Source organism: Pseudomonas sp. 39004, from assembly GCF_028682155.1.
In the GTDB taxonomy this organism is placed as follows: Bacteria; Pseudomonadota; Gammaproteobacteria; order Pseudomonadales; family Pseudomonadaceae; genus Aquipseudomonas; species Aquipseudomonas capeferrum.
This window is the reverse complement of sequence record NZ_JANIAG010000023.1, coordinates 23,287-45,702: the sequence shown is the minus strand read 5'-3', so window position 1 is coordinate 45,702 and position 22,416 is coordinate 23,287. Positions and strand designations below refer to the sequence as shown.

22 protein-coding genes, 1 pseudogene and 1 riboswitch are annotated in these 22,416 nt (G+C 62.8%); of the genes and pseudogenes, 7 read left to right on the top strand and 16 right to left on the bottom strand.

All coding sequences use genetic code 11. The features are described 5' to 3' along the window. From NP534_RS06550 to NP534_RS06525, 6 genes and pseudogenes are all read right to left on the bottom strand, one after another. Positions 1 to 115 (bottom strand): annotated as a pseudogene (locus tag NP534_RS06550) (sensor histidine kinase); the annotation flags it as partial. Further along, positions 112 to 1,719: a tetratricopeptide repeat-containing response regulator gene (locus tag NP534_RS06545; protein ID WP_033701281.1), complete on the bottom strand. Its 1,608-nt coding sequence runs from the start codon at positions 1,717 to 1,719 to the stop codon at positions 112 to 114. The pseudogene NP534_RS06550 and the gene NP534_RS06545, both read right to left, overlap by 4 nt. Before the next feature lie 172 nt (positions 1,720 to 1,891). Next, the gene (locus tag NP534_RS06540; RefSeq protein ID WP_274098194.1) at positions 1,892 to 4,609 is read right to left on the bottom strand and encodes a LuxR C-terminal-related transcriptional regulator; all 2,718 of its coding nucleotides are present in this window, start codon (positions 4,607 to 4,609) and stop codon (positions 1,892 to 1,894) included. A 278-nt stretch (positions 4,610 to 4,887) separates the two neighbouring features. Further along, on the bottom strand, positions 4,888 to 6,252 hold the full coding sequence (locus tag NP534_RS06535; protein ID WP_033701284.1) for a DUF1329 domain-containing protein: 1,365 nt from the start codon (positions 6,250 to 6,252) through the stop codon (positions 4,888 to 4,890). A 25-nt stretch (positions 6,253 to 6,277) separates the two neighbouring features. Further along, positions 6,278 to 8,164: a DUF1302 domain-containing protein gene (locus NP534_RS06530; protein WP_274098193.1), complete on the bottom strand. Its 1,887-nt coding sequence runs from the start codon at positions 8,162 to 8,164 to the stop codon at positions 6,278 to 6,280. A 333-nt stretch (positions 8,165 to 8,497) separates the two neighbouring features. Beyond that, a complete protein-coding gene (locus NP534_RS06525) occupies positions 8,498 to 10,180 on the bottom strand; it encodes a fatty acid--CoA ligase (RefSeq protein ID WP_274098192.1) in 1,683 nt (560 codons plus the stop codon). A 216-nt stretch (positions 10,181 to 10,396) separates the two neighbouring features. Here NP534_RS06525 and NP534_RS06520 point away from each other — a divergent pair, with 216 nt between their 5' ends. The 3 genes from NP534_RS06520 (at position 10,397) to NP534_RS06510 (ending at position 13,268) form a co-directional block, all read left to right on the top strand. After that, positions 10,397 to 11,362 carry a 2-hydroxyacid dehydrogenase gene (locus NP534_RS06520; protein WP_274098191.1) on the top strand — a complete coding sequence of 322 codons (966 nt, stop codon included), beginning with the start codon at positions 10,397 to 10,399 and terminating at the stop codon, positions 11,360 to 11,362. A 54-nt stretch (positions 11,363 to 11,416) separates the two neighbouring features. Beyond that, positions 11,417 to 12,415: a class I SAM-dependent methyltransferase gene (locus NP534_RS06515; RefSeq protein WP_274098190.1), complete on the top strand. Its 999-nt coding sequence runs from the start codon at positions 11,417 to 11,419 to the stop codon at positions 12,413 to 12,415. Between the two features lie 39 nt (positions 12,416 to 12,454). Then, positions 12,455 to 12,596: riboswitch (yybP-ykoY riboswitch) on the top strand. Positions 12,597 to 12,686: 90 nt separating this feature from the next. Continuing rightward, a complete protein-coding gene (locus NP534_RS06510; protein ID WP_177326489.1) occupies positions 12,687 to 13,268 on the top strand; it encodes a TMEM165/GDT1 family protein in 582 nt (193 codons plus the stop codon). 60 nt (positions 13,269 to 13,328) lie between these two features. On the opposite strand, the gene NP534_RS06505 is transcribed toward NP534_RS06510, so the two are convergent. The 4 genes from NP534_RS06505 to NP534_RS06490 form a co-directional block, all read right to left on the bottom strand. Further along, positions 13,329 to 14,144: a M48 family metallopeptidase gene (locus NP534_RS06505; protein ID WP_033701292.1), complete on the bottom strand. Its 816-nt coding sequence runs from the start codon at positions 14,142 to 14,144 to the stop codon at positions 13,329 to 13,331. 97 nt (positions 14,145 to 14,241) lie between these two features. Next, a complete protein-coding gene (locus NP534_RS06500) occupies positions 14,242 to 14,862 on the bottom strand; it encodes an SOS response-associated peptidase (protein ID WP_274098189.1) in 621 nt (206 codons plus the stop codon). Between the two features lie 15 nt (positions 14,863 to 14,877). Next, positions 14,878 to 15,138: a putative signal transducing protein gene (locus NP534_RS06495; protein ID WP_274098188.1), complete on the bottom strand. Its 261-nt coding sequence runs from the start codon at positions 15,136 to 15,138 to the stop codon at positions 14,878 to 14,880. Then, positions 15,138 to 15,323, bottom strand: a complete 186-nt coding sequence (locus NP534_RS06490) for a CPXCG motif-containing cysteine-rich protein (protein WP_033701296.1) — start codon at positions 15,321 to 15,323, stop codon at positions 15,138 to 15,140. Before NP534_RS06490 ends, NP534_RS06495 begins: the two co-directional genes overlap by 1 nt. Before the next feature lie 122 nt (positions 15,324 to 15,445). On the opposite strand from NP534_RS06490, the gene NP534_RS06485 reads away from it, so the two are divergent. Then, complete coding sequence (locus tag NP534_RS06485) at positions 15,446 to 16,615, top strand: 1-acyl-sn-glycerol-3-phosphate acyltransferase (RefSeq protein WP_274098187.1); 1,170 nt, start codon at positions 15,446 to 15,448, stop codon at positions 16,613 to 16,615. Between the two features lie 33 nt (positions 16,616 to 16,648). Here NP534_RS06485 and NP534_RS06480 read toward each other — a convergent pair whose 3' ends face one another. Then, a complete protein-coding gene (locus tag NP534_RS06480) occupies positions 16,649 to 16,909 on the bottom strand; it encodes a hypothetical protein (protein WP_274098186.1) in 261 nt (86 codons plus the stop codon). A 160-nt stretch (positions 16,910 to 17,069) separates the two neighbouring features. Between NP534_RS06480 and NP534_RS06475 the strand changes: the two genes are divergently transcribed. After that, a complete protein-coding gene (locus NP534_RS06475; protein WP_033701299.1) occupies positions 17,070 to 17,276 on the top strand; it encodes a hypothetical protein in 207 nt (68 codons plus the stop codon). A gap of 65 nt (positions 17,277 to 17,341) precedes the next feature. Here the strand turns inward: NP534_RS06475 and NP534_RS06470 are convergent, their stop codons facing one another. Next, a complete protein-coding gene (locus tag NP534_RS06470; protein WP_274098185.1) occupies positions 17,342 to 17,926 on the bottom strand; it encodes a YajG family lipoprotein in 585 nt (194 codons plus the stop codon). Positions 17,927 to 18,070: 144 nt separating this feature from the next. Between NP534_RS06470 and NP534_RS06465 the strand changes: the two genes are divergently transcribed. Both NP534_RS06465 and mqo read left to right on the top strand, forming a co-directional pair. After that, complete coding sequence (locus NP534_RS06465) at positions 18,071 to 18,304, top strand: hypothetical protein (protein WP_033701301.1); 234 nt, start codon at positions 18,071 to 18,073, stop codon at positions 18,302 to 18,304. 602 nt (positions 18,305 to 18,906) lie between these two features. Next, complete coding sequence (gene mqo / locus NP534_RS06460; protein WP_033701303.1) at positions 18,907 to 20,412, top strand: malate dehydrogenase (quinone); 1,506 nt, start codon at positions 18,907 to 18,909, stop codon at positions 20,410 to 20,412. 63 nt (positions 20,413 to 20,475) lie between these two features. Here mqo and NP534_RS06455 read toward each other — a convergent pair whose 3' ends face one another. The 4 genes from NP534_RS06455 to NP534_RS06440 all read right to left on the bottom strand — a co-directional run bounded on the left by NP534_RS06455 (position 20,476) and on the right by NP534_RS06440 (position 22,404). Further along, positions 20,476 to 20,766, bottom strand: a complete 291-nt coding sequence (locus NP534_RS06455; RefSeq protein ID WP_274098184.1) for a PA4642 family protein — start codon at positions 20,764 to 20,766, stop codon at positions 20,476 to 20,478. A gap of 68 nt (positions 20,767 to 20,834) precedes the next feature. Then, positions 20,835 to 21,305: a hypothetical protein gene (locus tag NP534_RS06450; RefSeq protein WP_274098183.1), complete on the bottom strand. Its 471-nt coding sequence runs from the start codon at positions 21,303 to 21,305 to the stop codon at positions 20,835 to 20,837. A gap of 65 nt (positions 21,306 to 21,370) precedes the next feature. After that, complete coding sequence (locus NP534_RS06445; protein ID WP_274098182.1) at positions 21,371 to 21,844, bottom strand: WbuC family cupin fold metalloprotein; 474 nt, start codon at positions 21,842 to 21,844, stop codon at positions 21,371 to 21,373. Between the two features lie 2 nt (positions 21,845 to 21,846). After that, entirely contained in the window at positions 21,847 to 22,404 is a 558-nt protein-coding gene (locus NP534_RS06440; protein WP_033701308.1) for a hypoxanthine-guanine phosphoribosyltransferase, read from the bottom strand. Positions 22,405 to 22,416: the final 12 nt, after the last annotated feature.

Sequence of the window (22,416 nt, the reverse complement as noted above, 5' to 3'; positions counted from 1 at the left end):
AGCGCGCCAGCCACTGGTCATGGGACTGGATCAGCGCTGACAGGGAGTTTTTGAGGTCGTGCACGGTGGAGGCGATCACCGTGGAAAAATCCAGCCCCTGATTGTCTTGATTCATGCGCCGAACACTCGGATGTGCAGTTTGCCATAGCGGTCATAGCGGTTGTCGCTGGCCGGGATGCCGGCAACGCTGGTCAAGGCGTTGCGGCATTCCTGCATGATCGCAGGCTGTGGGTCATCCCCCCCGATGCGCAGCAGCGCCTGGGCGGTGTTGAGGGCGATGCTGATGTTCTTCGGTTGCAAGGCCAAGGCCTTGCGGAACAACTGCAGCGCTTCGTCGAGCTGACCTCCCTGGTAACTACGCACTCCCTGGCGGTTGAGGGTTACGGCTTCGGTGATCGCATTGAGTACAGCCGGATCATCCGTCAGCTTGGCCACCTTCTGCATGACCTTGGGGTCATCGCCATAGCTTTCCACACAGCTTTTGAGCACCCCGATCGCGGCCGCTTCCTGCCCTGACGCCTGCAGTTGGGCAGCCACTGTCAGCGCGGCATCGACCGAGAAGAACTGTTCCATCTTGTCCAGACGCTGCATGGCCTGCTCGGTGAGCTTGGCGGCCGTCTCGGCGTCACCGGCCTGCTGCAGGCTCGCGGCTTTCATCATCCGGGCGCGCACCTGCAAGCCTTGATCCTCGGGGTTTTCCTTGGCCACTTCACTGAGCACGGTGTTGATCTCGACGCGGGTCCGGGCGTCCAGGCCAAAGCCTGCGTTCTTGCTCATCAACGCCTGCACCAGGCCCAGGTTGTTCTCGGCATCCTTGTAGCGCGAACTCTGCCCCTGGTTCACCGCATGGCGGAACGCTTTCGAGGAGGTTTCAAAGTCCTCGTTGCCCAGCGCCAGCTTGCCCAGCGTGGCCTGCCGGCGTACCGACAGCGGCGACAGGCGCACCGCTTCTTCCAGCATGTTCTGCGCGCGCTTGTTCTCGCCCTGCGCCACCAGCACTTCGGCCATGCCGTCGTACAGGCCCGGCATGATCGGGAAGGCCTTCAGTGCCTGCTCGTACACACCCTGAGCCTGGGCATTCTGGCCACGCTTGTGCATCAGGCTGCCCAGCGCCGAGTACACCCACGGCTGCGGGCGGCTGGCGAGAATGGCCTTGAGGAACTTTTCCAGCTCGTCAAAGCGATTGAGGTTGCGCAGGGCATCGGCCCGGTAGCGCAGGCACAAAGGGGCGAAGCGCGGATCCTTCTTGCACAGCTCGGCGCAGGCCGCCAGGACTTCGGCCGGGCGACCGCGGTCCAGGGCCTGGAGGATCGGCTTGAGCAAGGTCTTGCGCTGGAACAGCTTCTCGACGCGCTGGGCCAGGCCTACCCGGTTGAACGGCTTGGTCAGGTAGGCATCGGGCTCATGCTCGATGGCACTGAGGACGATGGCCTGGCTGCTCTCGGCCGTCACCATGATGAACACGCACTCATGGCTGATGTGCTTGTCGAGGATCAGGTCTTCGAGCACCTGCTGGCCGTTTTTCTTGCCGTCGCCCAGGTGGAAGTCCTGCAGGATGAAGTCATAACGTTTCTGCGCGCACATGCGCAGGGCCTGCTCGCCGCTGTCGGCAGTGTCCACATCGCGCACACCCAGTTCGCGCAACATGGAACGTGTCGACGTACGAAAGTCGGTGAAGTCGTCGACGATCAGAAAGCTCTTTTGCCCGTACTGCAGCATCAACACGACCTGTATTGGGATGATTGAAAAATCGCGCAAGGCGATGCATACCACCGAATGCTGTATCGGCAGCCGGTCGAGAAAGATGAGGGTAGAGCATGCAGCGCGCTAAACAATTGCGCGCAGTGGCCTCAAGCCATTACTTTAGCGAGCAAACCCCGCGAGGGCTACCTCAGGCCAGCAAGCCCAACGATTTGGCCTTGGCCACCGCTTGCGTCCGGCGCTCGACGCCCAGCTTGCTGTTGATGTGGCTGGCATGGGTCTTGACGGTATGCAGCGAGATGAACAGCCGTTCGCTGATCTGCTGGTTGGAACACCCCTGCGCGATCAGCTCGAGCACAGCCCGCTCCCGACCACTCAACGCCTCGCCGCCGCCGCTGCTGACCACAGGTAATGGCGGCAGGCGCTTGAGCAGTTCGGCCTGCACCGCGCAACCGGGGTGAGCTGCAAGCTGCTCGTGCAGCCACTGTGGGTGTTTTTCGAGCAACGTTTGGAAGGGGTGCAGCACGCCGCCCTGCGCGGCTTCGAGCGCCTTGGGCAGCAGCCCGGCAGCTTGCGCGTCACGGCCCTCCCCTAATAGCAGGGCAACCCACTGGCACAGTGCGCTGACGGCCAGCAGCATGCCGCCACTGACCAAACCCCGTTCGACCAGCCCCGACAGGCGCTGAATAGATTCATCTGTACGCAGCTGGATACGCGCCAGCAACGCCTGCTGCAATTCGATATGCAGTGGCAGCAACGGATGAAACTCCGGGGCCGCTGCGGGCTGCTCGCCGCCGTAGGTCTGCCCCAGCCGCAGCAACCACGACTCGGCAAGGTCGGTACGCCCTTGCGCCAGCCACAGCTCGCACTTGACCAGGGTAATCATGGCCAGGTAGTAAATCGGCGGAACGTCCCAGATGTGCATCAGCCGCTCCGCCTCGGCCAGCTCGGCGAACGCTTCGGCGAAGTGGCCCTCGCGGCCATCGAGCGTCGCAATCACACAGTGGCCGATCAGCACGCTGATGTCCCGGCAGGCCCGCGCTTCACCCAGCCCCGCACGCAGGCGCGCACGACCTTGGCCGGCTTGCAGGCGCGAAACCAGCAGGTAGCCCTCGTACAGGGTCAGCCGCGCTCGCACCGCATACAAGCGCTGCCCCGACAGCCCCTGCAGGCGCTGCAAGCCTTGGCGCACTTCGTCCAAGGCCCGCAACACTTCACCACGGGCATGCAGCACCCGCGCCCGATCATAGTGCGCCAGGGCCTCGAACAGCGGGTTGCCAACACGCTGGGCCAGCTCCAGGGCTTCGCGGTTCCAGCCCCGCGCATGCCAGAAGTCGGCATCGGCAATAGCCAGGTTGGACAGTGTCGACAGGCACACCAGGCGCTGGCCATAACGCTTGCACGGCAGGCTTTGCAGCGCTTCGCCGCAATAAGCCAAGGTGCGCTCGCGATCACCCCGACCGCGCGCGATGACGCCGCTCAGCGCCAGCCACTGGGCCAGCATCGACTTCTGCGCGGTCGCCGACGGCGCAGGCAGAAAACGGCTGAGGTAACCGGCCAGTTCTTCGGCCGCATCCAGCTGGCAAGCCAACCCCAACGCCCAGCTATACAGCACGATCAGCCGCGGCGTACTGATCAGCAAGCTTTCTGGCAGGTCCATCTTCCAGCGCAGCAGCATGCCGACGTTCTGCTCGGCCAGCAGCTGCTCCTCGGAAAGGCTCTGCACCAGGTCGGCAGCGACATCGAGGTGGCCGGCACGCAGCGCCTGTTCAACCGCCTCATCCAGCAAGCCTTGGCCCTCGAACCAGCGGCAGGCACGCAAATGCAGGCCCGCCAGCGGTTCGCTGGCCTGGCGGCTACGCAACAGATCGGAAAACAGGTGGTGGTAACGAAACCAGTGACCGTGCTCGTCCAGCGGCACCAGAAACACCTGGTGAGCCTGCAGGAAGCGCAGGACAGCGGCACTGTCCTCGCGGCCACGCAGGGCATCGCAGAGGGACGCGCAGAAGCGCTCCTGGCTCGCCGTGTCGTAGAGAAAGGCCTGTACGTCCGCCGGCAGGATCTCGATGACTTCTTCCAGCAAGTAATCGCGTATCAGCCCTTCGCCGCCATGCAAGGCGTGGGGCAAGGCATGCTCATCGCCTGATTCGCTGGCCGCCAGCTGCCAGAAGCGCAGCCCGGCCACCCAGCCGTCACTGCGCTGGATCAGGTTGTCCAGTGCCTGGCCACGCAGGCCGGTGGGTTGGCGGCCGATCACCGCCAACGACTCGTCAGGCGTCAGGCGCAGCTCCTGCTCGTTGAGCTCGACCAGTTGCCGGGACAGACGCAAGCGCGCCAGGTGCCAATCCGGGCGCTGGCGGCTGGTGATCAACAGCACCAGGCCGTTGGGCAAGTGATTGAGGAAAAACTGCAGGCAACTGTCGAGAACCGGCCCTTGCGCCAGGTGATAGTCATCCAGCACCAGCAGCAGGGGCGTATCGGCTTGCAGGTACTGCGCCAGCTCGTCGAGCAGGCCGTCGATCCACTCCTCGAAGGCGAATGGCTGGTGGCGTTGGCGCATTTTCAGCAAGCCCATGGCCTGGCCACCCAAGGCGGGGCAGTACTGCTGCAGGCCTTCGAGCAGCCGTTCGAGAAAACGCCCGGGGTCGGCATCGCGCTGGCTCAGGCCAAGCCAGAGGCTTCGCCAGTGCTCGGGCAGTGCTTCGCAGAACTCGATGGCCAACGAGCTTTTACCAAAGCCCGCTGGCGCGTTGACCAGCAGCAACCGCCCATTCAGGCCTGCTTGCAGGCGCTGACACAGACGTGCACGCGGCACATGGCCGTCCGGCAGCGGTGGCCGGAAGAAACGCCCGTCCAGCAGGCCGAGGGCCTGGCTGGCGAATCCATGCGTACGGGACAGATCTGTCATGGCCGGCTCATTCTGATGGGAAGACAACGGCGATACGGATGCTTGCGAGACTAGCGGGTAACGCAGCGCATTTGAAGATGATGGGCGCAATTGCGCTGTAAAAGACTACGACAAAAAGCAACAACGCTGATGGACGAGCGCTAGACCGGGGCTTTGGCGGAATATTCACCGGCCTTATCGCGGCCCTGCAGGTGGCCGCGAATTGCGCAATGGCTTAACAGAAACGCCCCGGCAAGCCGGGGCGTTCTGGGGATCACACGGAGTTGCAGGTTATCAGCTCAACGAATACCCGACTGACGCAGGGCCGCTGGCTGGAAGTCGGCTTTGCTGGCACTGAAGCCAAAGTCGTAAGCGCGCTTCTCTTCGTTCTTCATGCCCAGCGCCAGGTAACGCCCCGACTGCAGGTCGTAGATGGTTTCCAGGGTGTACCAAGGCACCTCTTTGTTGTAATACGGCTGGGAATGGGCTTCGGAAACGCGCCACAGCTGGCCACGACCGTCGTACTGGTCGATCACTGCAGCCTGCCAGGTGTCTTCATCGATGTAGAAGTCACGCTTGGCGTAGATGTGCCGCTGGCCCGGTTTGAGGGTTGCGACCACGTGCCAGACGCGGCGCAGCTCGTAACGGGACAGGTCCTGGTTGATGTGCCCGGCCTTGATGATGTCGGTGTACTTCAGCTTGGGGTCATCCAGCTTGAAAGCGTTGGAGGCGATGTACAGCTCCTTCTTGCCTTCCAGCTTCCAGTCGTAGCGGTCTGGCGCCCCGTTGAACATATCCAGGTTGTCCGAGGTACGCAGGCCGTCGGCAGCGGTACCCGGGCCGTCGTACGACACTTGCGGTGCCTGGCGTACGCGACGCTGGCCGGCGTTGTAGATCCACGCCTTGCGCGGCTCTTTCACCTGGTCGAGGGTTTCGTGCACCAGCAGCACGGTCCCGGCCAGACGAGCGGGCGCGGTCACTTCCTGCTTGAAGTAGAAGAGGATATTGCCCGGGTTGCTCGGGTCGTAATCCTTCATCTTGTCGCGGAAGACGAACTGGTCGGAGAAGTACACCGGGTTGAAAGAGCCGTTCTGCTGTGGCGTTGCCTGGGTTACCAGGCGGCTGACACTGCCCCCCCGGTAGCGGGTAATGTGGTTCCAGATCACTTCCAGGCCGCTTTTCGGGATCGGGAACGGCACCGCCGTGTCGAAGTTGTTCAAGCCGTTGCCGCCTTCCACCAGCGTGGTCTGGGTGGCGTTTTTCTTGATGGCGGCGAACACGTCGGCAGGTACCGTGGAGCCGCGATGGGTCTTGAATACCGGGATCCTGAAGCTGTCCGGATAGCGCTTGAACATGGCCAGCTGGCCCGGCGAAAGCTTGTCCTTGTACTGATCGGCGTTCTGCGCAGTGATGGTGAACAGCGGCTTGTCACTGCCATACGGGTCGGCCAGGAAGCCCTTGCCGTCTACGCTACCCGCCGTCTTCGACAGCGGCTCCCACGGGCCGATCGAGCCATCGGCGTTGCCGGCCTTTTCGGCGCCCATCGGGGTCAGGGTACTGCCCAACTTGGCCGCCTCGTCGGCGGATACCGCAGCCATGACGCTGGTCGCCAGCAGGGACAGGCCCAGTACACCGGCTTGCAGCAGACTTCTGGTCTTGTTCATGTTGTGTCGTCCTGAATCAGTATTCTTAGAAGTTCACGCCGAAGCTGAGGGCGACGAAGTCGCGGTCATCCACGGTGCTGTACTTGCCGTCGAAGAAGTTGGTGTACGACAGGCTCGCCGTATAGGTGTTCTGGTACTCGGCGTCCAGGCCCAGGCTGACGGCCTTGCGGCCTTCCTCGAAGTTGGCGCCAGGGCCAGGCGAGTAGCCGGAAACGTCATGCGACCAGGCCACGCTGGGCTTGAGGTTGACCCCGGCGAAGACGTCGTTGTAGTCCCAGATGACCCGGGCGCGGTACCCCCAGGAGGTGCTGGTGGTGTAGCCATCGTTCTCGCATTTGCGATTCAGGTTGGTGGTGGATGCCCCAGCACCCGCGCCAGCGATGGTGCTGCCATTGAGTGCCTGGCAGGTGTCCGCACCGCCGGTGGCAGGCAGCGGGCCAGGCCCGAAGACCGGGTCACGGCCGTAGCGGGTCTCGCGTGCGTTTTCCAGGCCGCCAACGTGGGTAACCCCAACTTCGCCCACCACAGTCATGCGGCTGGCGCCCATTACCTGGTCGAAGAAATGCGTCAGCGTGGTCTGGAACTGGGTGATTTCCTTGCGCCGGTAGCCGTGCAGGTCTTGGCCGGGGGTACCGGAGAGCAGCGAAGCGTTGGTCAGTGCGCCACCAATCGGACGCACGCCCGAGAACAGGATGTCGGTGGTATTCAGTTGCACAGGGGCATTGGGGCGATAGCTGACTTCACCACTCCAGGCCGTACCCGTAGGCAGCGTAGTGGAGAAGCTCAGGCCGTACAGGCGGATGTCCTCGGGGTACTCGACGAAGTACTCGGAGTTACCAGCCACAATCAGCGGTGCCAGCGCTCGCAACTGTGCAGGCAGCGCGCTCAGGCCGGCGAACACCGACGGTGGTGCGCCGGTGGCGCTGAAGATCGGCGCGCGGCTGTGGTAGTTCATGAAGTAGGCACCGAACTCGGTGTCCAGCGGGTCGAACATGTAGCGCAGAGCCACGCCGAACTGGCCGCTGTCGCGGGCATCACGGTCGGCGCCGCGGCGCACCATCACCCCTTCTTCGTTGATGTTCACGCCCTGGGTGGCGAGGAATTGCTGGGCTGCGCCCGGCACCGTGCGGCTGCTGTTGAGCACGCGCAGGTTGTCGGTACAGCCGTCGGCGATGATGTCTGGCTGGGAGAAGAACGTGCCGCAGTTGTCGACGACGGTCTGGTCCCATTCGATCTGATAGAAGGCCTCGGCCGACAGGTTATCGGTCAGGCTCTGGGAGATGTAGAACATGTTGACCGGGATCAGGCCTTCCTTGATCTCGGCCCCCGGGCGGCGGAACGCGGATACGTCGATCGGGTTGATCGAGTTGATGCCGCCGCCGATGAAGGTACTCTCACCCCAACTGACAACCTGCTTGCCCAGGCGCACCGAGCCTGGCATGTCGCCAATCGAATAGTTGTGATAGACGAACGCATCGAGCAGTTCGGCACCGGAAGACTTGGCGCCTTCCTTGCGGTTGGAGTCGCTGATGTCCTTGAACTCGCGGCCTTCGTCCTTCAGCTCGAAGTCGTACCAGTACTTGCCGCGCACGAACACACCGGTGTCGCCGTACTTGAGTTCGAGGTCGTGGATACCCTTGAAGATCTTGGAGAACGTTTCGCCCTTCTTGAAGTTCAGGTGGCCATCGTCCGAGGTCTGCGACAGGCCCTTGCCGCCGTTGTTCACCCCGATCAGGTTCTTGTTGGGGTTGGCCGTCGACCAACTGGCGCCGATGGAGAGCGACGAGTCGAACTGGCCTTCGATTTCACCAATGTTGAAACTGACAGCGAAAGCAGGACTTGCGAGCGTGGAAGCAAGGCTGACGGCCAGGGGCAATTTGGCCCGGCGCCAGAACAGGTTTGCAGATTTCATCGACGCTACTCCATGTACTTTTTTGTTATGGCAGTGAGTCCTTTCAGAAACGGCCCGTGGGACCGGTATGCAGGCTTGCGCCTGCGGCAACACGGCTTGCGCGTGTCGCCCTCCCCCATTCCTGAAAATCCCCTGGCCTCGACTATAGCCAGCAAGGCACAGGCGCTTGATCCCTCTAAAGTGTGATTTGCGCTCCGTGCCGCCAACTCGCTCCGACGTTTTTCTTCGTGACGCGCTGGCAGTGCTGAAGCATGGCGCATTTTGGCTGTTTGGCAAGGCGCCGGGCTCTCTAGCATGCGGGTCGTGTTCTGACGTACACGACCCCCACTGTGCTTACAGAGTCGACAGGAACGCGCTGTTACTGGCCTGCCACTGGACGATGTCCTGGCGGATGCGTTTCTTGTCGAGTTTGCCGACACTGGTCTTGGGAATTTCAGTAACAACGGCGATCTGGCTTGGAATTGCCCACTTGTTGATATGCCCCTCTTCAACAAAAGGCTTGAGGTGGTCCTTGAGCGACTTGGCATCAATGGCCTGCCCGTCGCGCACCACCAGCAGGGCAAAGGGCCGCTCGCCCCACTGCGGGTCGGCGACACCCACCACCGCCACTTCGCGCACCGCCGGGTGACGGCTGATCAGGTCTTCGAGGTCGAGCGAAGATACCCACTCGCCGCCGGTCTTGATCACATCCTTGATGCGATCGCGGATATCGATGTAACCCATGCCATCGAGGGTCGCGACGTCACCGGTGTGCAGCCAGCCACCCTGCCACAGCTCTTGGCTCTTTTCCGGCTCTTTGAAGTAGCCCATGGTCAGCCACGGCGCACGCAGCACCAGTTCACCCTGGGTCTCGCCATCGGCCGGGAGGAAATTGCCCTCGCCGTCGACGATCGCCGCTTCCACCAGGGGCACCGGCACGCCGGCCTTGATCCGGTAGGTAATGCGCTCATCCTCGCTGCCGGCCTGCAGTTCGTCGTTCAGGTGCGCGGCAGAAATCAACGGGCAGGTCTCGGACATGCCGTACGCCGCCGTCAGCTGGATACCGCGCGCCAGTGCAGCCTGGTACAACGACCGGTTAAGCGAACTGCCGCCGATGATGATCTTCCAGCCACCGAAGTCCTCGCCCTGGGCGCTGGGGCAATTGAGCAGCATCTGCAGGATGGTCGGCACGCAATGGGAGAAGGTGACCTTCTCTTCACGCCACAGCTTGACCAGCATGTCCGGCTCGTAGCGCCCCGGGTACACCTGCTTCATGCCAAGCATGGTGGCGGCGTAAGGGATGCCCCAGGCATGCACGTGGAACATCGGGGTGATGGGCATGTACACATCGTTGCTGCCCAGCAGGCGCACGCTGTCGATGCTGCCGGTCACCGAGGCTTCAGCCAGGGTGTGCAGCACCAGTTGCCGATGGGTGAAGTACACCCCCTTGGGGTTGCCGGTGGTACCTGTGGTGTAGAAGGTGGTGGCCACCGAGTTCTCGTCGAAATCCGGGAAGTCGTAGCGTGGGCTGGCGGCGGCGAGCAACTGTTCGTACTCGCCGACCAGGTTGGGCAGCGCGGCGGTCTTGTCCGGGCCATCGGTCAGCAGCACGGTCTTGTCGACCGTCGTCAACTGACCGGCGATGGCCTGGTAGAGCCCGACGAAGTCACTGTTGACCAGGACCACCCGGTCTTCGGCGTGGTTCATGGTGTAGAGGATCTGTTCCGGTGACAGGCGCACGTTGATGGTGTGCACCACCGCGCCGATCATTGGGATGGCGAACATGCATTCCAGGTAGCGATGGCTGTCCCAGTCCATCACCGCCACCGTGTCACCGGCCTTGACCCCGGCTTCGGTCAGAACATTGGCCAGGCGAGCGATACGCTCGTTGAGCTGTGGATAAGTCAGGCGCAGCTGATCGCGATAAACGATCTCGCGGGTTTTCTCGTAACGGCTGCCGGACATCAGCAGGCGTTTGATCAGCAGCGGGTAGGCGTAGGCGCCTTCGGCGGGTTTGATGATGCGGGTCTGCAACATGGGTATCCCTTTTCTGAAAAGCGGGCCGGACAAGTCTGGATCTACTGTAGTAGCTCAATGTGACGGTCAAATCAGCCGAAGGAATGATTTGGGCCGTTGAGGTATGAGTGGCAGGCGTTGACGCGCGGTAACCGCGGGCTAGACACTGCGGCTAACCCCTTCGGGCTTTGCACCGAAACCCATGCCCCATTTCCCGCCCCGCCACCGGAGAACCCCATGCCCAGCCCGCGTCGCGCCGTGTTCCTCGATCACCAGTCCCTGGACCTGGGTGACCTCGACCTGTCGCCCTTGCAATCGCAGTTCGAGGCGTTCGAGCTGTTTGCCGCCACCCGCCCGGAGCAGGTCGCCGAACGCCTGCAGGGCGCCGTCGCGGTGATCAGCAACAAGGTCATGCTCGATGCCGCAGCCCTTGCGGCCAACCCGCAGCTCAAGCTGATCCTGGTGGCTGCCACCGGCACCAACAATGTCGACCTGGCAGCGGCCCGCGCCCAGGGCATTACGGTGTGCAACTGCCAGGGCTATGGCACGCCGTCGGTGGCCCAGCACACCCTCGCCCTGCTGCTGGCCCTGGCCACGCGCCTGTGCGACTACAACCAGGCGGTGGCTGACGGCCAATGGGCCAAGGCCAGCCAGTTCTGCCTGCTGGACTTCCCCATCGTCGAGCTGGAGGGCAAGACCCTTGGCCTGCTCGGCCATGGCGAGCTGGGCGGCGCGGTGGCACGCCTGGCGGAAGCCTTTGGCATGCGCGTGTTGAGCGGGCAGATCCCCGGCCGCCCGGAGCGCGCCGACCGCATGCCGCTGCAAGACCTGCTGCCGCAAGTCGACGCGCTGACCCTGCACTGCCCACTGAACGAGCATACCCGGCACATGATCGGGGCCGACGAGCTGGCCCTGCTCAAGCCCGGTGCCCTGGTGGTCAATACCGCCCGAGGGGGACTGATCGACGAGCAGGCCCTGGCCGACGCCCTGCGCCAGGGCCACCTCGGTGGCGCCGCCACCGACGTGCTCAGCGTCGAGCCGCCGGTCAACGGCAACCCGCTGCTGGCAGGCGATATCCCCCGGCTGATCATCACCCCGCACAGTGCCTGGGGTGCAGTGGAGTCGCGCCAGCGCATCGTCGGCCAGCTCAGCGAGAATGCCCAGGCCTACTTCACCGGTCAGCCACGCCGCGTGGTCAGCTGAGCGCAGCGTTAGCCTCTGCTACACTGCGCGACTTTTTTCCAGGAGGCGTCGTCCATGGACCCGCGCAGTGAAGTGTTGCTCCGCCAGGCGGACCTGTTCCAGGGCCCGCTGCTGATCGCCGGTGCGCCCGCCGACGATCTGCTCGGCCACCTGCCCATGGCCCATGGCTGGACCTGGCATGCCGGCGACCAGGCCATGCTCGAAGGGCGCTTTGCCGGCCGCAGCCACTACGGTGTCGAACCGCCCCCGGTGGCCTTCGACAGCGCCGTGCTGTTCCTGCCCAAGTCCCGTGAGCTGGCCGCCTACCTGCTCAACGCCCTGGCGTCGCGCCTGGCCGGGCGTGACCTGTACCTGGTCGGCGAGAAACGCGGCGGTATCGAAGGCGCGGCGAAGCAGCTGCAGGCCTTTGGCAAACCGCGCAAGCTCGACAGCGCCCGGCATTGCCAGTTGTGGCAGGTAACCGTCGACCAGGCGCCAGCGGCCACGCCGCTGCAAAGCCTGGCCGAGCGTTTCGAGCTCGACCTCGAAGACGGCCCACTGCAGGTGGTCAGCCTGCCGGGCGTGTTCAGCCATGGCCGCCTCGATCGCGGCACCGCATTGCTGCTCAAACACCTCGATGGCCTACCGAGCGGGCATGTACTGGACTTCGGTTGTGGTGCCGGCGTGCTGGGCGCCACGGTGAAACGCCGCTATCCGCAAAGCCGGCTGACCTTGCTGGACGTGGACGCCTTCGCCGTGGCGGCCAGCCGCCTGACGTTGGCCGCCAACGGCCTGGAAGGTGAAGTGATCAGCGGCGATGGCATCGACGCGGCCCCCACCGACTTGAGCCTGATTCTGAGCAACCCGCCGTTTCATACCGGGGTCCACACCAATTACCAGGCGTCGGAGAACTTGCTGAAAAAATCCAGCGTTCATCTGCGAAAAGGTGGCGAAATGCGCCTGGTGGCGAACAGCTTCCTGCGTTACCAGCCGCTGATCGAAGGGGCGTTGGGGAACTGCCAGGTACGCGCCGAGGCCGACGGTTTTCGTATCTACCAGGCAACACGCGGTTAAAAACAGCGCTTGCCGAAACCGATTCGGCTAGGCAGAATCCGCACCGTCCTAGGGGAGTAGTCTCCCGCGAGCACCCAGCTCGCCCGGCACGCGTCAACATACTTGGCCCACAGGCCATGGCGCGTGCGACCCGCTATGCAGCGCCTGCATAGAGAGATCCGCACAGACGGATCCGCGGTTTGACAAGACCTATGACACGCACACCTTACCCGGGGCGGGAAGGCTGTACGTGTCATAGCCGTGTCGACCCGCCCCCGTAGGAAACCTGATGCTGGAATCCCTGCTGGTCCCCACCGCCATCGTTGCCCTCGCCGAAATCGGCGACAAGACGCAACTGCTCGCGCTCATCCTCGCTGCCCGCTTCCGCAAGCCTTGGCCGATCATCGCCGGTATCATCGCCGCCACCCTGGCCAACCATGCCGCCGCTGGCGCCGTGGGTGCGTGGGTCGGCGGGTTCTTCAGCGACTCGGCGCTGCACTGGATCCTGGCCGCCAGCTTCACCGCCACTGCACTGTGGACGCTGGTGCCGGACAAGATGGATGACGATGAAAACCCCGCGCGCCGCTTCGGCCCATTCCTGACCACACTGATTGCGTTCTTCCTGGCCGAGATCGGCGACAAGACCCAAGTGGCCACGGTGATGCTTGCAGCACAGTACCCGCACCTGATCATGGTCATCATCGGCACCACCCTGGGCATGCTGATTGCCAACGTGCCGGTGGTACTGGCGGGTAACTTTGCGGCGGATAAACTGCCATTGACGCTGATTCGTCGCCTGGCGGCTACCGCGTTCATCGTGCTGGCGGTCGTGGCCGTTTACTCGGCGATGAAAGCCAGTGGCTGGGTGGGGTAACACAAAGCTGGGGGCGCTTTGCGTTGCAAAAGGGCCGCAAAGCGGCCCCCTTGGCAATGCTTACTTCTTGGCCGCCTGATACAACGGCATCACCTTCGGAATGGCTGCCTGCAACGAGGCGATACGGCTCTCGGACGCCGGGTGAGTGCTCATGAACTCAGGCGGCGCGCCTTCGGATGCCTTGCTCATCTTGTTCCACAAGGTGATCGCCGCGTTCGGGTCGTAACCGGCACGCGCCGACAGCTCCAGGCCGATCAGGTCCGCCTCGTTCTCGTTGGAACGGCTGTTGGGCAGGGTCATGGCGTAGTTCACCACGGTATCAGCCAAGGCCATGCTGCTCTGGCCCAACCCGAAGAGGGCGCCCGCGCCCTGACGGGCCATTTCCACACCATAGGCCTTGGACATCGCTTCGCGGCTGTGCTCACGCAAGGCGTGGGCGATCTCGTGGCCGACCACCGCTGCAATCTCGGCATCGGTCAGCTTGAGCTGGTCGATCAGGCCGGTGTAAACGATGATCTTGCCGCCAGGCCCGCAGTTGGCATTGAGCTCATCGCTCTTGATCACGTTGACTTCCCACTTCCACTGGGCAGCATCCGGGCGAAAGATCGGCGCCTGGGCGATCAGTCGGTCAGCGATGACCTGCACGCGCTTGGCGTCGGCGCTGGACTTGTCCAGCACGCCTTTGTTCGACGCCTCACCGAGGGTCTGCTGATAGGACTGGGCGTACATCTGGTTGACCTCATCGGTCGAGAGCATGCTGAACATGTACTGCTTGCGCTCGACACCGACGGCCCCGCCGCTGGTCGTATTTACCGACTGGCAGCCTGCCAGAAGGATACCGGCGCTCAACAGACTGACAACAAATGACTTACGCATGAAAACACTCCCTTTTACATGCGGCGTATCCTAGGCCTAGTCGCCCAGGCCCGCCATAGCCGCAGGGAAGAATTTTACCGGCACTGCGGCCAGCGCATCAGGCCGGGGTCAGGCATTCTGGCGCATCGAGCTTCGGGTCATTGACGAAATGCGCCAACGCCCGCTCACGCAACGTGGCCGGCGGGCTGGCCAGCAATTCATGCAACCGCACCATCGGCGTATCAGGGTCCAGCCAGGCCGCCCGCCCCGCCTCATCCAGAATCAACGGCCGGCGCTGGTTCATGGCCGCCTGGGTCACTACCGCGCAACTCAACCAGACCTGGTCCTGTACCGGATACGCCTCCCACACTGCCGCGAAATACAGCGAAGCCCCCTCCCCTGGCGTCAGCCAGTACGGGCGTTTGCGCACAGTACCGCGCCATTCATAGAAGCCATTGGCTGGCATCAGGCAACGGCGCTGGCGAAACGCCTCGCGAAACATCGGTTGCTCGGCAAGGGTTTCGGCGCGGGCATGGGCAGGCGTACGGGAAAGGTCGGTGAGCCAGGCCGGGGTCAGCCCCCAGCGCGCCTTGGCGAGTTGCTGCTGGCCGTCGAGCTGGCGCTGAATCAGCACCGAAGCACCCGGCGAGATATTCCATTGGGCCGGCTGGCCGGCCGGAAAGCCCGGCAGACTGGCAAGGGCCTGGGGCCAGCGAAACAGGGCGTAACGTCCACACATGAGCGAATTCTGAACCTAGCAGATCAAGGTACCGGGATAGCTCTCCGGTTCGTCGCCAACCAGTGGCTGGGCAGCATTGTACGCATCGATCAGCTGCCGTGCGTATTCGGCCTGCTCGTCGGGCACGGCCAGCGCCAGCAAGCCCTGCATCGGTAGCTCACCGGCAGCACCGACCAGGTCGCGCCCAATCAAATGTACCGAGACACCTTCACTGGCCAACATGCCCACCAGCATTTCGGCCTCCAGCAAACTCTCCGGTTCGTAGATTCGCTGCATCAGGCATCGTCCTCGCGTCTGACCTCAAGCATCCATTCGTCACCGTGCACCTGCAAAATGAACACCACAGGCTGGCAACACACTTGGCAATCCTCGGTGTAGCGCTGGTCGCCACCGGAAATATCGACAGTGGTTTCCACACGTTCGCCACAATAAGGGCAATCATAGAAGTCGGTTTCCAGCATCGCGGCCTCCGCAGTGACTTATGCGTATAATTGCCGGTCTGATTACAGGGCCTGCGTGTGTTCGAGCCGTTTTTCGGACCCCGTCCCTACCTTATTACCCTAGCCGTTTCCAACAAGAGAGCATGATGGGCGAATTCGATGCCATCCGACCGTACGACGACGCTGAGGTCCCTGCCGTGCTGGCACGCCTGCTCAGCGACCCGGCATTCCTCGATATCCTCACCCACTTCCGCTTCCCGCGTGCGGCTGGCCCCCTCGGATGGCTGCTCAAGCCGCTGATCGCCCGTCGCCTGCGCAAGGAGTTCGCCGGCGTCACCTGCGTCTCGACCTTGCAGGACAAAGTCGAGTACTACGTCGATCAAACCATCGAACGCGCCACTGACGGGGTCACCTACTCGGGCGTCGAGCAGCTCAAGGCCGGCACCGCATACCTGTTCCTGGCCAACCACCGCGACATCGTCATGGACCCGGCCTTCGTCAACTACGCCGTGTACCACGCCGGCCTGCCGACCCCACGCATCGCCATCGGTGACAACCTGCTGCAAAAGCCTTTCGTCAGCGACATGATGCGCCTGAACAAGAGCTTCATCGTGCACCGCTCGCTCAGCGGTCGTCGCGAAAAGCTGGCGGCCTACCAACTGCTCTCGGCCTACATCAACCACTCGATCCGCAACGATGTTGCGTCGATCTGGATCGCCCAGGCCGAAGGCCGCGCCAAGGACGGTGACGACCGCACCGACTCGGCGATCCTCAAGATGTTCCACATGAGCCGCAAGGACGAACCGTTCGGCGCGGTCATTCAGAGCCTTAACCTGACGCCGGTGTCGATCAGCTACGAGTACGACCCCTGCGACCAGGCCAAGGCCCGTGAGCTGTACATCCGCGCCACCACCGGCACCTACAAGAAGGCGCCGGGCGAAGACGACAACAGCATCGCCAAAGGCATCACTGGTTACAAAGGCCGTGTGCACATCAACTTTGCAGCGCCGGTGACCGAATACTTCGAAGACACCAAGCAGCTGGCAGCCGAAATCGACCGGCAGATCCTCGGCGGCTACCGGCTGTTCCCGGTGCACTACCTGGCCTACGCGATGTGGGACGAAAAGGATGAGGCACTGCAGGTGCCGAGTGCCGAGAAGGTGTTCCCGGCCGAAGAGTTGTCGCGGGCCAAGGAAGAATGGCAGCGGCGCCTGGAGGCATGCCCCGAAGAGCAGCGGCCGTACCTGGTGTTGCAGTATGCGACGCCGGTGCGCAACCAGTACCAGGTCAGGCAGCAGGCACCGGTCGCCTGATCAACCTTGGGGCTGCTCTGCGGCCCCAGGTTCTCAGACCCAGGTACTGAACCAGGACAACAACAGCGCCAGGGCCAGGCACGAAAACCCGAGAATATAGAAGTAACGCGGCACCCTCAGGTCAAACGCATCCACCACCCCTTCATCCACCGCCAGGCTTTCACGCGTGACCGCCTCGCGCCGCCGTGCGCTGTGCAGCAGCAGGCCGCCTGGGCAGGTCATCAGCAATGCCAGCAGGTTGATCAGCTTGGTGGGATGGGCGGCCAGAAACCCCCAGAGCACTTGCAACGACATCACGCAACCTCGGTTTGAACGACAGCGAAGGCCGGCATTCTACCCAAGTCCGACCCAGGCGCCCGGCCTGCGCGACAAAGTGTCACTAAATTTCATCTGTCACATGCTCGTCATCAGAACAGGCCACCCTGTCGGCCTTTCCCCGATCCGGAGCTTGTTCATGCTGCACGCCGAAAACCAGGACCGCCTCTATCTCGTTGCCCAGAGCGACGAACAACAGGCGTTGATCGACGGTTTCGCCATCAATGTGCAAGACCGGCAGTGGCTGGTCTATTGCGCATTGGGCGGGCATGCTCATGAAGACTTGCCAGAGGTGGATGTTGCCACCGGTTTCAGCGTGCTGGATTTCCACATCCAGGCGGCCTGAAGCCCGCAGCCGCCAACAAAAAACCCGCTGCCAGGCAGCGGGTTTTTTGTAAGGCAACTGAACGCTTACTCGGCCAGCACCTGCCCGATGGTCGGGTCTTTGAACAGGCGGGTCAGGGCATCGCTCAGCACATCGCTGACCAGCTTGGTGTTGGTTTCCTGGTTCGGCGCCATGCCGAAGCGCTGATCCAGCGAAGCGCCGTAACGGCCGCTGTAGCGGCGGTTGGCGTTGGCCACGTCGGCACGGAAGGTGGCGCCGATGGTGGCCTCGGTCACGTACAGGTTGTCCTTGGGCGACTGGTATTTCAGCTCGGCCAGGGTCACGGTCAGTTGCGGCGCATTGTTAGCGTTCGGCGTCGGGGTGAAACCGAGCAGGCGTACAGCGGCTTCGGCCTGGGCCTGCAGCTTGGGCAGCACATCATTGCCACTGACGCTGATGGTGCTGGTCTCGGGGTACATGCCACCGCGAGTGCCCAGGGACTGCGAAGCCCGACCATCAACCACCTTGACCACCACCGGCTGACCATGGCCGACAGGTGCGAGCTGGGCGGTGAGCTTGGGTTGCGGGCTGAGTTGTTGCGGGCTGTGGGCACATCCGACCAGGCTGAGGCTGGCCACGGCGATCAAACCGAACAACAGACGTTGCAACATGCGCGTTTCTCCAGAAAATGCGGCTAAGGCGCACAGTATACCCAGCCTCGCACAGGCCAGTCATCGCCAAGGCTGCGCTGTCACAATCGTTTCATGCCCCTGCCGTTATCCTTGGCCCAGCCCTAACACACAGGACTCACCGCCATGGCCTCGCTCTGGACCCTGCTCTTCCAACGCCCGCGCCACCGCCCCTATGCCCACCTCGACGCTGACGGCAAATGCCTGGCGTTCAAGCACTGCAGCCAGCCGCCAAGCGGCAGTGGCTGGGTGCAGGTCAGCGAAGTGCAGCTCGCCTGGCTGGGCCGCCAATTGCCCGCCAGCGCTCGGGTTTGCGCGCGCGCAAACAACCGTTGGCATCAACGCAGCCTGCCGGCCTGACAAACGCTGCAATAAAAACCACGAATAACGACCTTTCTGCCCGCGACATCGCTATAATCTCCCCCCGATTATAAGGACGTCTCCTGATCGGGCCCCGCATTTGCCGCTTGACCCCGGCACCTTCACCGCTTCGCCCACAGAGAGCCTTCCACTCAGGTCTTGCATCGGCTGTCGTGCCTGCTTTTCCGGCCCTTCGCACTGCATGAACCTGTGGGTTGCCATCGCGCAGTCCCCTTTTGAGGTTCACGTCTCCAAAAGAGCGTGAAAAAACGGTTTTTCACAACTTCACGAGAGTGTGGCGAGCAAATGAACAGTCTGGCATGTGCAAAAGCAGCAGATGTGTCCCGAACAGCCCTGAACAGGCGGCAACTGCGCTCATCCCGGATGAGTATCTGAGGCCGCTCCATAACGCACGCACGACACCTTGACCATAAGTCGAATTGCCGCACCTGTGGCAAACGGGGTTCAATACCTGAACCCGAAGACTGATTGGCGGTGTCCGCGGAAGTTGCAAGAACTGCGAAAAGTCGGACATGGCGATCCTGGCAAACCCAGGTCCTATGCTGTCAATTAGGTAGCTGTAGATTGTGGAGACGCGTTAAATGGCGCAGAACGAATCGGTTGATGTAGTACTGGTAGGCGCGGGCATCATGAGTGCCACCCTGGCCGTACTGCTCAAGGAGCTCGACCCGACCCTGAAGCTTGAGGTCGTCGAGGCGATGGACTCCGGGGCCGCGGAAAGCTCCAACCCCTGGAACAACGCAGGTACCGGCCACGCTGGCCTGTGCGAGCTTAACTACACGCCCCAGGCCGCCGATGGCAGCATCGACATCAAGAAGGCCGTGCACATCAACACCCAGTTCGAGGTCTCGCGCCAGTTCTGGGCCTACCTGAGCAAGAAGAGCAACTTCGGCTCGGCGCGTGCTTTCATCAACCCTGTCCCGCACCTGAGCTACGTCGAAGGTGAAAAGGGTGTGTCCTTCCTCAAGAAGCGCTTCGAGCTGCTCAAGCAGCATCACGCCTTCACCGAGATGGAATACACCGAAGACAAGGCCGTGATGAAGGACTGGATGCCGCTGATGATGCCCGGCCGCCCGGCCGACCAGCACATCGCCGCCACCCGCGTGGCGAAAGGCACCGACGTCAACTTCGGCGCGCTGACCAACAAGATGCTCAAGCTGCTGGCCGACACCCCGGACACGCAGGTCAAGTACAGCAAGAAAGTCGTCGGCCTGCGCCGTAACGGCAGCGGCTGGACCGTGAGCATCAAGGACGTCAACAGCGGCGGCAGCCGTGAAGTCGACGCCCGCTTCGTGTTCCTCGGCGCCGGCGGCGCGGCCCTGCCGCTGCTGCAGCTTTCCGGCATTCCCGAGAGCAAAGGCTTCGGCGGCTTCCCGGTCAGCGGCCAGTGGTTGCGCTGCGACAACCCGGAAATCGTCAAACTGCACCAGGCCAAGGTCTACAGCCAGGCCGCAGTCGGCGCGCCACCGATGTCGGTGCCGCACCTGGATACCCGCGTGGTGGACGGCAAGACCTCGTTGCTGTTCGGCCCTTACGCCGGCTTTACCACCAAGTTCCTCAAGCATGGCTCGTTGATGGACCTGCCGCTGTCGGTACGCATGGGCAACATCGGCCCGATGCTGGCCGTGGCCCGCGACAACATGGACCTGACCAAGTACCTGGTCAGTGAAGTGATGCAGTCGATGGAGCAACGCCTGGAATCCCTGCGTCGCTTCTATCCGCAGGCTAAAGCCGAAGACTGGCGCCTGGAAGTGGCCGGCCAACGCGTGCAGATCATCAAGAAAGACCCGAAAAAAGGCGGCATTCTGCAGTTCGGTACCGAGCTGGTCTCGGCTCAGGACGGCAGCCTGGCGGCGCTGCTCGGCGCATCGCCGGGTGCTTCGGTCACCGTTTCGATCATGCTCGAACTGATCGAGCGCTGCTTCCCCGAGCAGGCCAAAGGTGCCTGGGCTGCCAAGCTCAAGGAGATCTTCCCGGCTCGCGAGAAGACTTTGGCAACCGATGCTGCGCTGTACCGCAAGATCAGTGCCGACAACGATGCGGCCCTGGAACTGGTAGAAGACAGCCCGGCCCAGCATTACGCCTGAGCTGGCTGAAACGAAAAAACGCCCCTCGGGGCGTTTTTTTGTGCCTGCGATACAGGCTACACATCAGCCCCGGGCTTTTTCGATGACCTCGATGTACTCCGGCGCACCGCGCTGGTCGGCGATCGCCTCGACAAAGGTCTTGCCGTGCTCGTCCTTGCCATCCAGGTCCAGGCCAGCTTCGACGAAGAAGCGGACGAAACGCTCGAAGTCGTCGATGCGCAGACCACGGTAGGCCTTGATCAGCTTGTGCTGAGAAGGCGAAGTCACGCCATCGGCCGGTTCGAACTGAAGGAACGCCTTGATGTAGTCGTCGCTGATTTCGTCACCGATTACCTGTTTCTTGTCTTTACGCATTGCCGACTCCAACTGGACCATCACGGAATTTCGAAGGCCGGCAGTTTACCCCCCGCAGGGCGCGCGCCTCAACGCGTACGTACGGTCCCGGTGTGCAGGTCGGCCCAGATATGGCCGTTGCCATAGGTCAAAAACTGCACATAGAGCGTCTCGCTGCGCAAAAGGTCCATGATCACGCGGTAATCGCTGACCGGGTAATTGAGGCTCAAGGTGCGGTTTTTTTCGTCATAGACCGGTTTTTTCAAGCTTTTGCCGGGCTCGCCATCGAAGGTCAGCAGCACCTGGGCAAGGGTGGCGCCCTTGCTCAGCGGCTTGCCCTTGAGGCGCATCTGCAACGAGGCGGTGATCGGGATCGGCTGCTGGTCGGACTGGCGCTGGGCACCTACAACGACCGAATAATCGGTCACCTGCAGCAGTTGCTGACCGGTCGGCGCTTCCTGGCGCAACGACAGGTCATCGGGCGGCAGAAACTGGCTGTGCAGCGGTGCTGCACCAAGCGGCAGGCTGACCGCCAGCAGGAGGGGAACAATCGCACGCATGTGAGGCTCCTTGGCATGAACAGGCACTCTAGCATGCTGTGTTCAGCCTGTACCGGAGCCGCCGCTCAATCGAACTGCGCGCGCATCCAGGCCTGGTACTCGGCCACGCCCGCTTCGCCTTCGCGTGGCGCCCAGTGCGCATGCTCGCCCTCGCCCACCGGCCGATACGGCCCGGCCTTGCACTCGAACAAGATGCTGTCTGGCTCCAGCACCACCAACCCATGGTAGGTACCGGGTGCCAGGTCCACGCCCAGGCAGTCACCGCCAGCCTGCAGCACACGCTTGTCGGTCAGCGCGCCCTGTTCATCGAAAATCAGCAGGCCCAGGCGCCCCTTGAGCACGATCAGTGCTTCGGCCTTGTCGTCATTAAGATGCCGATGCGGCGGGATGTACGTGCTCGGTTGCAACCCGACCGCCATGCGGTGGCAGGGCTCTTCCATGTCGTGGAAATTGTGGTGCTGCCGCCCACGAGGGTTGGCGGCAGCCTTTTGCGCCAGCCCAGCGAACAGCGATTGGTCGATGAACGCGGGCTGGCGCATGGTCACAGCCCCTTGACGGCGAAGATGCCGTTGGCGTTGCGCCAGTAGCCTTTGTAATCCATGCCATAGCCGAAGATGTAGCGATCGACGCACGGCAGGCCCACGTAGTTGGCCTTGAGGTCCGGGCTGGCCTTGCGGTCGTGGTCCTTGTCGATCAGCACTGCGGTGTGCACCGAACGAGCGCCGGCATGCTTGCAGAACTCGATGATGGCGCTGAGGGTGTGGCCTTCGTCGAGGATGTCGTCGACGATCAGCACGTCACGGTCGATGAACGAAACTTCAGGCTTGGCCTTCCAGAACAGCTCGCCGCCGCTGGTCTGGTTGCGGTAGCGGGTGGCGTGCAGGTACGACGCTTCCAGCGGGAACTGCAGGTGAGTCAGCAGTTTGCCGGTGAAAATCAGGCCGCCATTCATCACGCAGAAGACCACCGGGTTCTTGTCGTGCAGGTCTTTGCAGATCTGCTCGCCGACCTTGGCGATGGCCGCTTCGACTTCGGCTTCGTTGTACAGACAGTCAGCTTCGCGCATGACTTGACGGATGTGCTCGAGATCGGCGGACATTGCGCTCTCCGG

Excerpts from the sequence above, each read along its gene's own strand:
- NP534_RS06545 (WP_033701281.1), bottom strand. The coding sequence starts at position 1,719 with ATGCTGCAGTACGGGCAAAAGAGCTTTCTGATCGTCGACGACTTCACC.
- NP534_RS06540 (WP_274098194.1), bottom strand. The coding sequence starts at position 4,609 with ATGACAGATCTGTCCCGTACGCATGGATTCGCCAGCCAGGCCCTCGGC.
- NP534_RS06535 (WP_033701284.1), bottom strand. The coding sequence starts at position 6,252 with ATGAACAAGACCAGAAGTCTGCTGCAAGCCGGTGTACTGGGCCTGTCC.
- NP534_RS06530 (WP_274098193.1), bottom strand. The coding sequence starts at position 8,164 with ATGAAATCTGCAAACCTGTTCTGGCGCCGGGCCAAATTGCCCCTGGCC.
- NP534_RS06525 (WP_274098192.1), bottom strand. The coding sequence starts at position 10,180 with ATGTTGCAGACCCGCATCATCAAACCCGCCGAAGGCGCCTACGCCTAC.
- NP534_RS06520 (WP_274098191.1), top strand. The coding sequence starts at position 10,397 with ATGCCCAGCCCGCGTCGCGCCGTGTTCCTCGATCACCAGTCCCTGGAC.
- NP534_RS06515 (WP_274098190.1), top strand. The coding sequence starts at position 11,417 with ATGGACCCGCGCAGTGAAGTGTTGCTCCGCCAGGCGGACCTGTTCCAG.
- NP534_RS06505 (WP_033701292.1), bottom strand. The coding sequence starts at position 14,144 with ATGCGTAAGTCATTTGTTGTCAGTCTGTTGAGCGCCGGTATCCTTCTG.
- NP534_RS06500 (WP_274098189.1), bottom strand. The coding sequence starts at position 14,862 with ATGTGTGGACGTTACGCCCTGTTTCGCTGGCCCCAGGCCCTTGCCAGT.
- NP534_RS06495 (WP_274098188.1), bottom strand. The coding sequence starts at position 15,138 with ATGCAGCGAATCTACGAACCGGAGAGTTTGCTGGAGGCCGAAATGCTG.
- NP534_RS06490 (WP_033701296.1), bottom strand. The coding sequence starts at position 15,323 with ATGCTGGAAACCGACTTCTATGATTGCCCTTATTGTGGCGAACGTGTG.
- NP534_RS06485 (WP_274098187.1), top strand. The coding sequence starts at position 15,446 with ATGATGGGCGAATTCGATGCCATCCGACCGTACGACGACGCTGAGGTC.
- NP534_RS06480 (WP_274098186.1), bottom strand. The coding sequence starts at position 16,909 with ATGTCGTTGCAAGTGCTCTGGGGGTTTCTGGCCGCCCATCCCACCAAG.
- NP534_RS06475 (WP_033701299.1), top strand. The coding sequence starts at position 17,070 with ATGCTGCACGCCGAAAACCAGGACCGCCTCTATCTCGTTGCCCAGAGC.
- NP534_RS06470 (WP_274098185.1), bottom strand. The coding sequence starts at position 17,926 with ATGTTGCAACGTCTGTTGTTCGGTTTGATCGCCGTGGCCAGCCTCAGC.
- NP534_RS06465 (WP_033701301.1), top strand. The coding sequence starts at position 18,071 with ATGGCCTCGCTCTGGACCCTGCTCTTCCAACGCCCGCGCCACCGCCCC.
- mqo (WP_033701303.1), top strand. The coding sequence starts at position 18,907 with ATGGCGCAGAACGAATCGGTTGATGTAGTACTGGTAGGCGCGGGCATC.
- NP534_RS06455 (WP_274098184.1), bottom strand. The coding sequence starts at position 20,766 with ATGCGTAAAGACAAGAAACAGGTAATCGGTGACGAAATCAGCGACGAC.
- NP534_RS06450 (WP_274098183.1), bottom strand. The coding sequence starts at position 21,305 with ATGCGTGCGATTGTTCCCCTCCTGCTGGCGGTCAGCCTGCCGCTTGGT.
- NP534_RS06445 (WP_274098182.1), bottom strand. The coding sequence starts at position 21,844 with ATGCGCCAGCCCGCGTTCATCGACCAATCGCTGTTCGCTGGGCTGGCG.
- NP534_RS06440 (WP_033701308.1), bottom strand. The coding sequence starts at position 22,404 with ATGTCCGCCGATCTCGAGCACATCCGTCAAGTCATGCGCGAAGCTGAC.